Annotated in this window: 16 protein-coding genes; 9 read left to right on the top strand and 7 right to left on the bottom strand. The window is 51.3% G+C overall.

What is annotated here, in order from left to right; genetic code table 11:
* The first annotated feature begins 137 nt into the window (after positions 1 to 137).
* Complete coding sequence (locus tag ACSZPU_RS07050; protein ID WP_498996925.1) at positions 138 to 806, top strand: YecA/YgfB family protein; 669 nt, start codon at positions 138 to 140, stop codon at positions 804 to 806.
* A 30-nt stretch (positions 807 to 836) separates the two neighbouring features.
* Here the strand turns inward: ACSZPU_RS07050 and tyrP are convergent, their stop codons facing one another.
* The gene (gene tyrP / locus ACSZPU_RS07045) at positions 837 to 2,048 is read right to left on the bottom strand and encodes a tyrosine transporter TyrP (RefSeq protein WP_498996922.1); all 1,212 of its coding nucleotides are present in this window, start codon (positions 2,046 to 2,048) and stop codon (positions 837 to 839) included.
* A gap of 248 nt (positions 2,049 to 2,296) precedes the next feature.
* Here tyrP and ACSZPU_RS07040 point away from each other — a divergent pair, with 248 nt between their 5' ends.
* Positions 2,297 to 2,638: a PM0253 family protein gene (locus tag ACSZPU_RS07040; RefSeq protein ID WP_498996919.1), complete on the top strand. Its 342-nt coding sequence runs from the start codon at positions 2,297 to 2,299 to the stop codon at positions 2,636 to 2,638.
* Positions 2,639 to 2,704: 66 nt separating this feature from the next.
* Positions 2,705 to 2,944, top strand: coding sequence for a YecH family metal-binding protein (locus tag ACSZPU_RS07035; RefSeq protein ID WP_498996916.1), 240 nt, complete (start codon positions 2,705 to 2,707; stop codon positions 2,942 to 2,944).
* 40 nt (positions 2,945 to 2,984) lie between these two features.
* Here ACSZPU_RS07035 and ftnA read toward each other — a convergent pair whose 3' ends face one another.
* The 4 genes from ftnA to ACSZPU_RS07015 all read right to left on the bottom strand — a co-directional run bounded on the left by ftnA (position 2,985) and on the right by ACSZPU_RS07015 (position 4,847).
* Positions 2,985 to 3,482 carry a non-heme ferritin gene (gene ftnA, locus ACSZPU_RS07030; RefSeq protein WP_498996912.1) on the bottom strand — a complete coding sequence of 166 codons (498 nt, stop codon included), beginning with the start codon at positions 3,480 to 3,482 and terminating at the stop codon, positions 2,985 to 2,987.
* A gap of 210 nt (positions 3,483 to 3,692) precedes the next feature.
* A complete protein-coding gene (gene yecR, locus ACSZPU_RS07025; protein WP_498996909.1) occupies positions 3,693 to 4,031 on the bottom strand; it encodes a YecR family lipoprotein in 339 nt (112 codons plus the stop codon).
* Between the two features lie 104 nt (positions 4,032 to 4,135).
* Positions 4,136 to 4,621 (bottom strand): HD-GYP domain-containing protein, encoded by a 486-nt coding sequence (locus ACSZPU_RS07020; protein ID WP_498996907.1) that lies wholly within the window; start codon positions 4,619 to 4,621, stop codon positions 4,136 to 4,138.
* On the bottom strand, positions 4,608 to 4,847 hold the full coding sequence (locus ACSZPU_RS07015; RefSeq protein ID WP_498996905.1) for a hypothetical protein: 240 nt from the start codon (positions 4,845 to 4,847) through the stop codon (positions 4,608 to 4,610). The genes ACSZPU_RS07020 and ACSZPU_RS07015 overlap by 14 nt, the downstream gene beginning before the upstream one ends.
* 428 nt (positions 4,848 to 5,275) lie before the next feature.
* Here ACSZPU_RS07015 and ACSZPU_RS07010 point away from each other — a divergent pair, with 428 nt between their 5' ends.
* Both ACSZPU_RS07010 and azuC read left to right on the top strand, forming a co-directional pair.
* Complete coding sequence (locus ACSZPU_RS07010; RefSeq protein WP_498996901.1) at positions 5,276 to 5,914, top strand: RpiB/LacA/LacB family sugar-phosphate isomerase; 639 nt, start codon at positions 5,276 to 5,278, stop codon at positions 5,912 to 5,914.
* A gap of 270 nt (positions 5,915 to 6,184) precedes the next feature.
* Positions 6,185 to 6,268, top strand: a complete 84-nt coding sequence (azuC, locus tag ACSZPU_RS07005; protein ID WP_088218881.1) for a stress response protein AzuC — start codon at positions 6,185 to 6,187, stop codon at positions 6,266 to 6,268.
* 92 nt (positions 6,269 to 6,360) lie between these two features.
* On the opposite strand, the gene ACSZPU_RS07000 is transcribed toward azuC, so the two are convergent.
* Together ACSZPU_RS07000 and ACSZPU_RS06995 are read right to left on the bottom strand one after the other, a co-directional pair.
* The gene (locus tag ACSZPU_RS07000; protein ID WP_498996899.1) at positions 6,361 to 7,704 is read right to left on the bottom strand and encodes an anaerobic C4-dicarboxylate transporter; all 1,344 of its coding nucleotides are present in this window, start codon (positions 7,702 to 7,704) and stop codon (positions 6,361 to 6,363) included.
* Between the two features lie 216 nt (positions 7,705 to 7,920).
* A complete protein-coding gene (locus ACSZPU_RS06995) occupies positions 7,921 to 8,373 on the bottom strand; it encodes a ferritin-like domain-containing protein (protein WP_498996896.1) in 453 nt (150 codons plus the stop codon).
* Between the two features lie 396 nt (positions 8,374 to 8,769).
* On the opposite strand from ACSZPU_RS06995, the gene ACSZPU_RS06990 reads away from it, so the two are divergent.
* From ACSZPU_RS06990 to araH, 4 genes are all read left to right on the top strand, one after another.
* A complete protein-coding gene (locus ACSZPU_RS06990; RefSeq protein WP_498996894.1) occupies positions 8,770 to 9,327 on the top strand; it encodes a DJ-1/PfpI family protein in 558 nt (185 codons plus the stop codon).
* A gap of 317 nt (positions 9,328 to 9,644) precedes the next feature.
* Positions 9,645 to 10,634: an arabinose ABC transporter substrate-binding protein gene (locus ACSZPU_RS06985; RefSeq protein ID WP_498996891.1), complete on the top strand. Its 990-nt coding sequence runs from the start codon at positions 9,645 to 9,647 to the stop codon at positions 10,632 to 10,634.
* A 72-nt stretch (positions 10,635 to 10,706) separates the two neighbouring features.
* Positions 10,707 to 12,221 carry an L-arabinose ABC transporter ATP-binding protein AraG gene (araG, locus tag ACSZPU_RS06980; RefSeq protein WP_498996889.1) on the top strand — a complete coding sequence of 505 codons (1,515 nt, stop codon included), beginning with the start codon at positions 10,707 to 10,709 and terminating at the stop codon, positions 12,219 to 12,221.
* 14 nt (positions 12,222 to 12,235) lie between these two features.
* Positions 12,236 to 13,222: an L-arabinose ABC transporter permease AraH gene (gene araH, locus ACSZPU_RS06975; protein WP_498996968.1), complete on the top strand. Its 987-nt coding sequence runs from the start codon at positions 12,236 to 12,238 to the stop codon at positions 13,220 to 13,222.
* Positions 13,223 to 13,294: the final 72 nt, after the last annotated feature.

The following is a 13,294-nucleotide window of genomic DNA, read 5'->3' as shown; positions in this document are numbered from 1 at the left end:
AGTGGGTAGCGCAACGAAAAATTAACGCTTGTTTCCCTATGATAAAAGCCGGGCTTGTCCCGGCTTTTTTTACGATTATCGTTTCTGTGATACCCTTCTTTTTTTTTCTATCCCTTATGCCATCAGGAGAGTCGTAAATGACCGAAGGCCCGTTAAATGAAAATGAATTGCAGTGGCTGGAAGAGACATTAGTCGCCTATGGCCAAAACGATGAATCCGTACTTGATGTGGCGGAACTGGATGGCATGCTGACGGCCGTATTGTCTGGTCCGGTGGTTGTGGAGCCGGCTCGCTGGCTGGTGGCCGTGTGGGGCGGGGAAAAGAATATCCCGCGCTGGAAGAACGATCGCGAGATGAACCGCTTTATCGACCTCTGCTTTAAACATCTGAACGATATCGCCGAACGCCTGAGTGATTACCCGGATCAGTTTGAGCCTGTCTTTGGCTACAACGAAGTGGACGGCAAGAGCTACACGGTGGTGGAAGAGTGGTGTTTTGGTTACATGCGCGGCATGGCGCTCACCGACTGGTCAGCCTTGCCGGAGGAGCGTAAGGCCGATCTGTATGTGATTGCGTTACATGGTCTGGAAGAGAACTTCGACCGTCTGGATGAATTCACCGAAGAGGAATTTAATGCCAGCATTGAGGCTATCAAACCCGCAGCGCTGCGCCTTTACGACTACTGGTCGGAAAACCCGCAGCAGGTAGCTGTTCAGCAACCACAGGTGAATGGCGTCAAAGTCGGGCGTAACGATCCCTGCCCATGCGGTAGCGGTAAGAAATTCAAAAGCTGCTGTCTGCACTAAAAAAATCGGGCTCATCGCGAGCCCGTTTTTTTATCCTACTTCTGGCAGCAAACCTGCTGAAATCGCAAACTGTACCGCGATAATGGTCACCCCACAGGCCATAACCAGACAGAGCGCAGGTTTACCCCCGAAAACACGATATTCCGCTTCCGGGTGCATCTTACGGCTTTGCCACGTCAACAGGGCCGGTATCAGCAGTGCCAGCACCGCAAGTGCCACGCTTGCATAACCCAGCGCCATCACAAACCCACGCGGATAGAAGAGGGCGAACGCCAGCGCCGGCAGGAAGGTAATCGCCCCGGTTTGCAGACGCCCGGTGGCGGTGTTACGGCGCTGGAACAGGTCAGCGAGATAATCAAACAGCCCAAGGGATACGCCGAGGAACGAGGTCGCCAGCGCCAGGTCGGCGAACAGGTGCACCGCCAGTTCCACATGCGGGGAGGCAACCACTTCGCGTAACGCTTCCAGAAGCCCGTTAAGCCCGGCATGGTTGGCCAGCATCCCCATAAAGGTGGATGACTTAATGCTGCCAAGGGTGGCCAGTTGCCAGAAAATATAGGCGACCAGCGGGATGGCGCTGCCGGTAATAAATATCCCGCGCAGTTTGCGCACGTTACCACCCATATAGCTGACGATACTCGGCACGCTGCCGTGAAAACCAAACGAGGTAAAAATGACCGGCATGGCGGACAGGGCCAGCCCTTTTTCCAGTGGTAGCGTCAGTAAATTCACCTGATGAACATGCGGAAGCAGTAGCGCGAGCATCACCACCAGGAAGATAATTTTGGCGCTGAACAGGAAGCGGTTGAATAAATCGACCAGCGAGGTGCCAATGCAGACCACGCCACCGGCGACAAAAGTAAACAGGAAGACGCCGTTAACTGACGAGATGTTCATGCCGGTCCAGGCAGTGAGGCTGGAGGCCAGCAACTCGCCGGCACCGCTCATGTAGGCTGCCGTCAGGGCATACATCAAAAACATCATGCTAAAACCGGTGACCCACTGCCCATAGCGCCCAAGGTAGCGCCGCGCAAGGCTGCCCAGCCCGGTATCTGCAGGCACGTGCTGATAGACTTCCAGCAATAACAGCGCGGTGTAACACATCAGTCCCCACAGCGCGAAGAGTAAAACCAGCGTTACACTGAATCCCACTCCGGCTGCCGCCAGTGGCATCGCCAACATACCTGCGCCAATTGTGGTTCCTGCCACAATAAAAACACTACCAAGTGTTCGATTTTTCACACTTTCCTCTGGAATTAAACTCCATTCATCTTCAAATCTGCGGCGCAGAGTATGTGAAAAGTACGACGTCGTCAAACAGGCCTTACAATAGGTGTAAACTAATAGTTCCATTCCATCGGCGGTGTGGGCTTTCGGACATTTGCCCAGCGGAATCAGGCACTTTGTCTACTTCATAAGGACAATATTTTTGCGCGACAATCAGGCGTACCTTAAAAAAGAATGATAAAGATTCAAAAAAAGAGGTGGTCATGTCGGGGACGAATCCGTTTGTTGCGAAATGGACGCGCGGTGGGAATTTGTTATGTCACGGTAACTGGATCATTACCTGGCAGGGCGAGGCGGTTATATTGCCAGAATCCCGGCGGGAAAAGGACATGAATACCTGGGCCATCTACTCGATTATCGACCCGGACGATGAAACTTTTGCCCAGGGACTGCACGAAGACGAGTGGATTATCGACAATGTCGAGTGGCTGACCGATCTGTTTTATGACCACCACATCCCCATGGAAACGGAGAATTATCGTTATTTCTATCAGGCGGTGAATCGGCAGGACTGGCGATGTACAAGTTGCGCGGGATGCATGTAAACCTGTCATAGCGCAAAAAACCATCCTAAAGATGTGTCTATGATGCATCTTTTAAGTGGAGGATGTATGGCGTCAATTCATGGTCACGAAGTACTTAATATGATGCTGGAGTCAGGCGAACGTTATTCCGAGAAGAGTCTGGAAGCGGCAATTTGTACGCGCTTTGGCGACGACGCGCGTTTTCATACCTGTTCAGCAGAAGATATGACGGCAGGGGAGCTGGTAGCGTTTCTGGCATCGCGTGGGAAATTCATTCCCGCCGAAGATGGGTTTTCTACCCACGAAAGTAAAATCTGTCAGCATTAAAAAAATAACGCGGTAATGAACGTTCATTACCGCGTTTTGCTTAATTTGCGGTATCGAGAGTCGACAGCTCTTTATCGATGAAGTAGAGGCCTTCGCCGCTTTTACCTGCCAGCGTCAGCTTATCAATAACGGATTTAAACAGTTTCTCTTCTTCATGCTGTTCTGCGACGTACCATTGCAGGAAATTAAAGGTTGGATAATCCTGCGAGGTCATTGCCACGTGCGCCAGTTCATTAATTTGACGGGTAATGAGCTGCTCGTGTTCGTAGGTCGCACGGAATAACTCATCCAGTGAGCCATATTCAGCCACCGGCGAGGTGATGGTGTTAATGCGCGGCAGGCTGCCGGTATCTGTCAGATAATCAAACAGACGCTGCATGTGTGTCATCTCTTCCTGGGCGTGACGACGCAGAAACGCGGCCGCACCTTCAAAGCTGTTATAGCTGCACCAGGCGCTCATTTGTTGATAAAGCAGAGACGAGAAAAGTTCGAGGTTCATCTGCTCATTCAGTTTTTCAATCATTTCAGCTTTAAGCATGGTGCCGCTCCAGAAGAATAATAAAGGGGGGTAATGAGCGGCCACTATAATTTGTTATTTAATTATTTGCAAAAGGTAAAATAAAAAATAATTTTTATTAAAAATGAGAATGGGAATAAAACGCATTGCAGGGAAATAAATGGGGAAATGATAATTGTTCTATATTTTAAATAAATATTAATGCCAGCGAAAATTCGCTGGCATTAACCGTTACCATGCCCCGATGGTTGGGGTGCGGTTGAGCGCCATACCGCGGCACTGGTACTGAATGGTGATGGTGGTGTTCATGCAGACAGAGCCACTGATCAGGCTGCAGGTTGAAATCGGTTGACCGTAGGCCACCGCGGTCGCATAGCCCATTTGTTGGCACTGCTTGTTGGCGGTTCCCTGCGTGGTGTATTCGTCATAGTGCGCGTCTTGCATCATCGCCTGACTGAAACTTAGGCGGATCAGACCATTGGTATTGTCAACGTTACTGACTTTGGGTTCTTTTGTTATCGAGCACCCGGCGAGCAGTAGCAGCGAGGCGGCAACAAGGATTTTGTTCATTAAATCGCTCTGATTCTTATGGGCATTGTTGCATCTTACCGACTTCTCACGCGGGCAATCGGCAGAATAGCCTGCGTAACTGGCCTTTTTACGCGCAACGGCGTTCAGTCTGCCAGGCGGTCATAAATCTGGGCAAAAACATTCTGCTGCTGGCGAAAAAGGGCGACCAGCCGTGGGTCAAAATGTCGACCATTGCCATCCTCAATCATCTGCACGGCTTTTTCATGGCTAAAGCTGGGTTTATAGATGCGTTTTTGTCGTAGCGCATCGTAAACGTCGGCCAGCGCCAGGATGCGCGCTTCCAAAGGGATCTGCTCCCCGCGCAGGCCTTCCGGATAGCCGCTTCCGTCCCATTTTTCATGATGAAAATGGATCATGTTTTCTGCCACTGACCCCAGCGATAGCCCCTGAATAATGCGCCAGCCCTTGATTGTATGCAGTTTCATCTCGTCAAACTCATCCGGGGTGAGTGGCCCTTCTTTGCGCAAGATGCGTTCGGGGACCGCAATTTTGCCGCTACGGTATTCGTCATTAATCAGCTGATTGACGTCTTCCCTGATGGCACGCAACTGTGGGCTAAAGGCAAACACACAGGTGATGCGCAGGGCGGGATAATTGATAGTAACGCGCGGTATTGTCCATTTCGCTGGCGTCGTTAATGTAGAAATCCGTCCGCTCCTCGGTGCGGATCACACCGCTGTATAAGCCGTAGCTGTCGCTATTGAAACGCTGGCTAATCTCATCTCCGCCAATGGGGCGTATCTGGATGTTATAGCCAAAGCGCTCATTGAGCATGCCGGCGATACGTGGGTACAAGCCCTGATAATTTCCTTGCGCGTCGCGCCAGAACTCGAAGCTTTCACCGTCATAGACCCACGGGGAATAGGATCCGGCTGTTTCTGATGTGCAGACGGGGCTGCGCTGGCATGCCCGAGCCAGAGAAGCGTGCTACAGAGTAAGAACAGTGAGAAAAGCGAGGTGGTTAGCTTTCTTCCGCAGCACCATTTCACCTGGGCATCCTCAGTCGTTGTCACTATTGTTTTATATGCAGTTTAGTAAGCCTTTGCCTGCCGACATTTTTTTCTTCATTTTGCGAGCCTGCAAGACGCTCAGGGTCGTTACCGGCAAAAATGTGAAGGCAATTTGCTTTTTTAAAACATTTTTTCATTAAATTTGAAAGTATGTTTGTCAGGTAGTAAGGTTGACTAAATTTGGCTATCCAATGCATTAACCAGGAGATGAACATGAAGATTGCACTGATGATGGAAAACAGCCAGGCAGGGAAAAACGCCATCATCCTTAAAGAGCTTAAAACGGTTGCGGATGAAAAAGACTTTCCGGTCTTCAACGTGGGCATGAGTGATGAAAACGATCATCACCTGACCTATATCCACCTTGGTATTATGGCCAGCATTCTGCTGAATGCCAAAGCGGTTGACTTTGTGGTCACCGGCTGCGGCACAGGGCAGGGCGCGCTGAGGTCCCTGAACATCCACCCGGGCGTGGTATGCGGCTACTGTATCGATCCGGCTGATGCGTTCCTGTTTGCCCAGATTAACAATGGCAACGCGCTGTCATTACCGTTCGCGAAAGGCTTTGGCTGGGGCGCGGAACTGAATGTGCGCTTCATCTTTGAAAAAGCGTTCACCGGCCGTAACGGTGAGGGCTATCCGCCGGAGCGTAAAGAGCCGCAGGTGCGTAATGCCGGTATCCTGAATCAGGTGAAAGTGGCGGTGGTCAAAGAGAATTACCTCGACACGCTGCGCGCTATCGATCCGGAGCTGGTGAAAACCGCCGTATCTGGCCCGCGTTTCCAGCAGTGCTTCTTTGAAAATTGCCAGGACAAAGAGATCGAAGCCTTTGTACGTGAGATCCTTGCCTGATACCCCACGGGGCCAGCGTGAGCTGGCCTCTGTTTTCCCGCAGTGTTAAAAGAACGTTTTTTCCCGCCCGATTTTTCCAAATATATTTTAAAAACCTAAAAAACTTTAGCGTTATAACTCGCAGATTCAACACGCATTTTTAACAAAAAACCGACTTCTTAAAAAATTAAAAAGTGATTTACATCACGGAATGCTTGCTTTTTGTGATGTGGGTCATATTATGTACGCATCAACCGATAACACCTGCATAACAAATCGCCGGAGCAAGACATGAAACTGCGTAAAATCCTGAAAAGCATTTTTGAAACCTACTGCAAAACTTTCAAAGACGTACCCCCTGGTGCTATGTTCTGATGAAAAAAACCTGCCGAGAGCAGGTTTTTTTATGTCCGCAGTAAAAGGCGGAACAGCAGTGAAAGCGGCGATTTTTCGCCGCTTTTTGTTTATCAGAAGAAGACCGAAACCAGCATGTAGCTGGCGGCGCAGGCGCAGCTCACGCCAATCAGACCCGGAATAATAAAGCTGTGGTTAATAATAAACTTACCGATGCGCGTGGTGCCTGAGCGGTCAAAGCCGATACAGGCCAGGTCGCTTGGGTAGGTCGGCAGCACAAAGTAGCCGTAAGAGGCCGGGAAGAAGGCCAGCAGCATTTTGGGTTCGACGCCCAGCATCAGGCCCATGGGGGCGACGGCGGTCAGTGCGGCGGCCTGGCTGTTGACCAGTTTCGATACGAGGAACAGAACGATCGCGTAGGTCCACGGATGGCTTTTCACGACGCCTTCCAGCGCCATTTTTAACTCGTCCAGATGCGCCTGGAAAAAGGTATCACTCATCCACGCAACGCCGAAGACTGAGAAAATTGCCACCATCCCCGCTTTGAATACCGCACCGCCGGAAATGGCGGACGCGTTGACTTTACAGACCACCAGCATCACGGCACCGGCAATCAGCATTATCATCTGAATGACCAGGTTCATGGAAAGCGGGGAGATCTTACCTTTGACTTCGAACGCCGGACGCAACTGCGGCAATGCCCCGAGTAACACCACGACCAGGATCCCGGCAAAGAAGATCCACGTTGACCAGTAAGCCTGCTTCGGGAAGCTCTGATTCATCAGCGTTTCGCTGCCGCCGTAGATGAATTCACGCTGTTTCGGGTCTTTTAATTTCGCCTGAAACTCCGGATCGTCCGCCAGATCTTTACCACGACGCAGGCTCCACAGTGCCGCAATGGCCACCCCGAACAGGGATGCCGGGACAGATACGGCCAGTATTTCAAGGATGCTCCACGCATGGCCAATACCATGTTGTGCAGCAAGTATCGAGACCAGTGAGACGACGGCAACTGACACCGGTGATGCGGTGATCGCCATCTGCGAGGCAATGGACGCCACTGCCATTGGGCGTTCCGGGCGAATATTTTTCTTCAGTGCGATGTCGGCAATGATAGGGAACATGGTGTAAACCACATGTCCGGTGCCACACAGGAAGGTTAATGTCCAGGTGGTGAATGGTGCCAGCAACGTGATGTGTTGCGGGTGGCGGCGTAATAACCGCTCGGCGAATTGCATCATTACGTTCAGACCGCCTGCGGTTTGCAGCGTGGCTGCACAACCGATAACGGCAAGAATCGTGAGCATAACATCAACCGGCGGCTTGCCCGGTTCCAGACCAAATACAAAACTCAGGATAAAAAGGCCGATACCGCTGATTAAACCCAGCCCCATCCCGCCAAAACGCGTCCCTATTAATAAACAGAGAATTATAATGATAAATTCAATGGTAATCATGACTCACCTTGTCCTTGACATTAACACATTGAACAAATCATTACATTTTGTAATGCCTTTCAATGAGAGCCAGATCCAATTTGAGCAAATTTAATAAAAGCAATAAGTTATACACTTTCCATTAACAAATGATTCATACCTTGGCAAAATAATAGATCAGCCGTGCAAATAGGGGTTTGCATTCGGCTGGTCGCAGTATATTTAATGGCGGGAATATTACCAGGTTAAGGAAATTGATTCTCTGGAATATATATCGAGATGCTTTTTAAATTCTTCACTGTTGCCTTGTTGTTCTGCGTGAATATTTTCCAGAAGATTGAGTGTCAGTGTATCAGTATTCATTTTAGCCTCTTCAGCCAGACACTCCAGTTCATAGGCGCGCAGCGCCTGGTTTTCCAGAATCTGGCTGAGTGCATCATCAAGACAGGCGACGCTGTGATCCGGCATATTGACCGCTCTAATAACAGGGTGCCTTCCCGATGCCTTGATATAATCGAATACGCACATCATATGGGTCACGCATTTTTGTGCCTGAATACGCAGAAATACGCCCATACGGGGCTGGTTGCGCTCCATACACCAGTTGCTGAGCGAAATATAAATATGTGATGCTCGAAATTCCAGATTCATTTGTGCATTTAATTTTTGCGCCATTGCGGAGGTCGTCATAATAATATCCTTATTGCAGGGTAAGGTTTCGCACGTGATTATTTAATGCGGTAAACTTTCCAGCAGTCCTCTACCTCGATGGGAGTAGCATAGCGAGTTTAGCGGTTTAAGAATATCCTCAATTATATTACTTTACCGTTCGTTACACCCCTGTGACATTTGGATGATCCTTTTTTTATTCTGTTATATCTGCTCATTTTTTATTATTTTCGGTGTGAATAATTCACCGGGCAATAATAGATATTTTGTTCAACGTACTGATAATTCGCCGGTTGTATAAAAAGTGACAGGTTGTGTATAGCAAACGGCAAGAGTGTGACCTGTGGGTGATTTTGAAACAGTGTTTTGATTTATTGTAAGGACAATTATTTACAAAAACAGGGTAAGGAGTCCGTAATGAAAAAAGTGGCGGTGCTGTTGGCGCCAGGGTTTGAAGAGGCAGAAGCGATCATAACCATCGACATTCTGCGTCGCCTGCATATCGAGGTTGAGACGCTGGCCTGCGCAGAGTCCCGTGCGGTGGTGAGCTATCACAATATTCCGATGGTGGCAGACAGCACGCTGACCGAGCGCGCTGAAACGCTGTACGACGCCGTGGTACTCCCTGGCGGCCCACAGGGCAGCGTAAACCTTGCCGCCAATGCTGATGTCATCGCGTTTGTTAAACATCATGATGCGCAAAACAAGCTGATCTGCCCAATTTGCTCTGCTGCTGCCAGAGTGCTCGGCGGCAATGATCTGCTGAATGGCCGCCGCTACGTCTGTTCCGGCGAGCTGTGGCAGGAGGTTAAAAACGGTGAGTATATCGATGCTCCGGTAGTGGAAGACCGCAACCTGCTGAGCGGTAAAGGTCTGGGGCACGCCTTTGATTTCGCGTTTGCTCTGTCGGCACGTCTGTTAGGTGATGAAGCGCCTGTTCGCGATCACGCTGAGCACATTTATTACCGTTGGTAATCTGTACACCCCGATACACCCTGTATCGGGGGACAAGGATATCCGAGCTGAGGCTATGGATCATTCTGCTAACACCCTTCTAATTTGTACGACAAATACCCTCATTTTTATGTCTAAAACCGCTGAATTTATGTACGGAATTACTGTAATTCTGCGGTGTGATATTGCTCTCCTATGGAGAATCAATTTCCCGCTAAAACTACTGCCAGCACAGGTGTTCAGGGAAGTTCGGAACCTAATGCATTGTTTTATTACCTTTTAAATTAACCGGTAGTTATTTTTCCCTACATAAAAGAAAGTCAAAGCTGGAGTTAACCATGCACAAATTCACTAAAGCGTTAGCAGCCATTGGTCTGGCTGCCGTTATGTCACAATCCGCTATTGCTGAAACGATGAAACTGGGCTTTTTGGTCAAACAGCCGGAAGAACCCTGGTTCCAGACCGAATGGAAATTCGCCGATAAGGCAGGCAAAGATTTAGGGTTTGAGGTGATTAAAATTGCCGTTCCGGACGGTGAAAAAACCCTGAACGCCATCGATAGCCTGGCAGCGAGCGGGGCGAAAGGTTTCGTTATCTGTACTCCGGACCCGAAACTGGGGTCGGCGATTGTTGCCAAGGCCAAAGGCTATGACATGAAAGTCATCACCGTGGATGACCAGTTCGTCAACGCCAAAGGCGAACCAATGACCAGCGTTCCTCTGGTCATGATGGCGGCCAGTGAAATCGGCGCACGTCAGGGCCAGGAACTCTATAAAGAGATGCAAAAACGCGGGTGGGATGTGAAAACAACCGGCGTGATGGCGATCACCGCCAACGAACTGGATACCGCGCGTCGCCGTACCACCGGTTCAATGGATGCGTTGAAAGCCGCAGGCTTCCCGGAAAAACAAATTTATCAGGTCCCGACAAAATCTAACGACATCCCCGGCGCCTTTGATGCCGGTAACTCCCTGCTGGTGCAGCATCCAGAAGTCAAACACTGGCTGGTACTCGGCATGAACGATAACACCGTCCTCGGCGGCGTGCGTGCAACCGAAGGTCAGGGCTTTAAAGCGGGCGATGTGATTGGTATCGGTATCAACGGCGTGGATGCGGTTAGCGAACTGTCCAAAGCACAGGCGACCGGCTTCTATGGTTCGCTGCTGCCAAGCCCGGACGTTCACGGCTACAAAACCAGCGAACTGCTTTACAACTGGGTCACCAAAGGTGTTGAGCCGCCGAAATTCACTGCGGTTACCGATGTGGTGCTGATCACCCGCGATAACTTCAAAGAAGAGCTGGCGAAAAAAGGGTTAGGCGTGAAGTAAATCTCTGATGGTTGTGCCCTCCCGCAGTCGGGGGAGGGCCAGAAGTACACTGAACTGATTCACGGAGACGTTATGCAAGACTCTACTCCTTATCTTTCCTTCCGCGGCATTGGCAAGACGTTCCCCGGCGTCAAGGCCCTGAGTGATATCAGCTTTGACTGTCATGCCGGTCAGATCCACGCGTTGATGGGGGAGAATGGCGCGGGTAAGTCGACCCTGCTGAAAATTCTCAGCGGTAATTACGCGCCGACAACCGGTACGCTGGCCATTAAAGGCCAGGAGATGGCCTTCGCGGATACCACGGCGGCGCTCAATGCGGGTGTGGCTATCATCTACCAGGAACTGCATCTGGTACCGGAAATGACGGTGGCGGAGAATATCTATCTCGGCCAGTTACCCCATAAAAGCGGAATTGTTAACCGCTCACTCCTTAATTACGAAGCGGGTCTGCAACTGAAACACCTCGGGCTGGATATTGACCCACAGACGCCGCTCAAATATCTCTCCATCGGCCAGTGGCAGATGGTGGAAATCGCCAAGGCGCTGGCCCGTAATGCCAAGATTATCGCCTTTGATGAACCGACCAGCTCATTGTCGGCGCGCGAAATCGCAAACCTGTTTAGGGTGATTCGCGAGCTGCGCAAAGAAGGGCGCGTCATTTTATATGTCTCTCACCGTATGGAAGAGATCTTCTCCCTCAGCGATGCCATCACCGTTTTCAAAGACGGCCGCTACGTGCAGACGTTTACGGATATGCAGCAGGTCAACCATGACCAGCTGGTGCAGGCGATGGTGGGCCGCGAGCTGGGTGATATCTACGGCTGGCAAGCGCGCGATTACGGTGAGGAGCGGCTACGCCTCGATCAGGTCAAAGCCCCCGGCGTACGAACGCCCATTAGCCTGACGGTACGCAGTGGGGAAATTGTTGGTCTGTTCGGTCTGGTTGGGGCCGGGCGCAGTGAGTTAATGAAGGGATTGTTCGGCGGTACGCGCATTACTGAAGGGCAGGTCTTTATTGACGGGGCTGCGGTCAATATTCAGAAACCGGCCCATGCCATTCGCGCCGGTATGATGCTCTGCCCGGAAGACCGTAAGGCGGAGGGGATTATTCCCGTCCACTCCGTGCAGGAGAACATCAACATCAGCGCCCGGCGTAAGTTTATTCGTGCGGGATGCTTAATTAACAATGGTTGGGAGGTGCAGAACGCCGATCACCATATCCGCAGTTTGAATATCAAAACCCCCAGCGCCGATCAACTGATCATGAACCTCTCCGGTGGCAACCAGCAGAAAGCCATCCTGGGACGCTGGTTATCGGAGGAGATGAAAGTCATTTTGCTCGACGAACCTACGCGCGGGATTGACGTGGGCGCCAGGCATGAAATCTATAACGTGATTTACGCGCTGGCAGCCCGCGGGGTTGCGGTGTTATTTGCCTCCAGCGACCTGCCGGAAGTGCTTGGCGTCGCCGACCGTATCGTTGTGATGCGCGAAGGTGAAATTGCCGGTGAACTGCTTCATGGTCAGGCCGATGAACAGCGAGCGCTCAGCCTCGCGATGCCTAAAGTTAGCCAGGCTGTCGCCTGAGCAAGGAGAATATGATGTCATCTGTAACGTCTTCTGGCGCACCGAAGTCGCCATCGCCATTCAGCCTGGGGCGTATCTGGGACCAGTTCGGCATGCTGGTGGTGTTTGCCGCGCTGTTCATCGGCTGCGCCGTCTTTGTGCCAAACTTCGCCTCGTTTGTGAACATGAAAGGGCTGGGGCTGGCGATCTCCATGTCCGGGATGGTGGCTTGCGGGATGCTGTTCTGTCTGGCCTCCGGTGACTTCGACCTGTCGGTTGCATCGGTGATTGCCTGCGCTGGTGTGACGACGGCGGTAGTGATTAACCTGTCGGGTAGCCTGTGGGTCGGCGTGTTTGCCGGTCTGATGTTGGGCGTCGTCAGTGGCTTTATTAACGGCTTTGTCATTGCCCGGCTGAAAATTAACGCCCTGATCACGACCCTGGCCACGATGCAAATTGTACGCGGGCTGGCCTATATCATCTCTGACGGTAAAGCGGTAGGTATTGAAGATGAGAGCTTCTTTAGCCTCGGTTATGCCAACTGGCTGGGGCTGCCGGCACCTATCTGGCTGACGGTCGCCTGCCTGATAATCTTTGGCTTCCTGCTCAACAAAACCACCTTTGGGCGTAACACGCTGGCGATTGGCGGCAATGAGGAAGCGGCGCGTCTGGCGGGTGTACCGGTGGTGCGTACCAAGATCATTATCTTCGTTCTCTCCGGGCTGGTGTCTGCGGCGGCGGGGATTATCCTCGCTTCACGTATGACCAGCGGCCAGCCGATGACTTCAATTGGCTATGAGCTGATTGTGATTTCGGCCTGTGTGCTGGGTGGCGTGTCGCTGAAAGGGGGGATCGGCAAGATCTCTTACGTGGTCGCCGGGATCCTGATTCTGGGGACGGTGGAGAATGCGATGAACCTGCTGAACATCTCGCCATTTGCTCAGTACGTGGTGCGTGGTTTGATCTTGCTGGCGGCGGTGATTTTCGACCGCTACAAACAAAAAGCCAAACGGACTGTTTAGATAGTGTCGTCACAAGATTTTAGCCCAGAGAGCGATGCATCTGATCTGGACGGCAGCGAGAAATGAGGCCGT

It is taken from the genome of Phytobacter sp. V69 (assembly GCF_965644215.1).
In the GTDB taxonomy this organism is placed as follows: domain Bacteria; phylum Pseudomonadota; class Gammaproteobacteria; order Enterobacterales; family Enterobacteriaceae; genus Phytobacter.
Note: the sequence above shows the minus strand (reverse complement) of the source record. Positions and strands in the feature narration are given on the sequence as shown.

Excerpts from the sequence above, each read along its gene's own strand:
- ACSZPU_RS07050 (WP_498996925.1), top strand. The coding sequence starts at position 138 with ATGACCGAAGGCCCGTTAAATGAAAATGAATTGCAGTGGCTGGAAGAG.
- azuC (WP_088218881.1), top strand. The coding sequence starts at position 6,185 with ATGAAACTGCGTAAAATCCTGAAAAGCATTTTTGAAACCTACTGCAAA.
- ACSZPU_RS06990 (WP_498996894.1), top strand. The coding sequence starts at position 8,770 with ATGAAAAAAGTGGCGGTGCTGTTGGCGCCAGGGTTTGAAGAGGCAGAA.
- ACSZPU_RS07035 (WP_498996916.1), top strand. The coding sequence starts at position 2,705 with ATGGCGTCAATTCATGGTCACGAAGTACTTAATATGATGCTGGAGTCA.
- ACSZPU_RS07010 (WP_498996901.1), top strand. The coding sequence starts at position 5,276 with ATGAAGATTGCACTGATGATGGAAAACAGCCAGGCAGGGAAAAACGCC.
- ftnA (WP_498996912.1), bottom strand. The coding sequence starts at position 3,482 with ATGCTTAAAGCTGAAATGATTGAAAAACTGAATGAGCAGATGAACCTC.
- ACSZPU_RS06995 (WP_498996896.1), bottom strand. The coding sequence starts at position 8,373 with ATGACGACCTCCGCAATGGCGCAAAAATTAAATGCACAAATGAATCTG.
- araH (WP_498996968.1), top strand. The coding sequence starts at position 12,236 with ATGTCATCTGTAACGTCTTCTGGCGCACCGAAGTCGCCATCGCCATTC.
- ACSZPU_RS07040 (WP_498996919.1), top strand. The coding sequence starts at position 2,297 with ATGTCGGGGACGAATCCGTTTGTTGCGAAATGGACGCGCGGTGGGAAT.
- yecR (WP_498996909.1), bottom strand. The coding sequence starts at position 4,031 with ATGAACAAAATCCTTGTTGCCGCCTCGCTGCTACTGCTCGCCGGGTGC.
- ACSZPU_RS07000 (WP_498996899.1), bottom strand. The coding sequence starts at position 7,704 with ATGATTACCATTGAATTTATCATTATAATTCTCTGTTTATTAATAGGG.
- araG (WP_498996889.1), top strand. The coding sequence starts at position 10,707 with ATGCAAGACTCTACTCCTTATCTTTCCTTCCGCGGCATTGGCAAGACG.
- ACSZPU_RS06985 (WP_498996891.1), top strand. The coding sequence starts at position 9,645 with ATGCACAAATTCACTAAAGCGTTAGCAGCCATTGGTCTGGCTGCCGTT.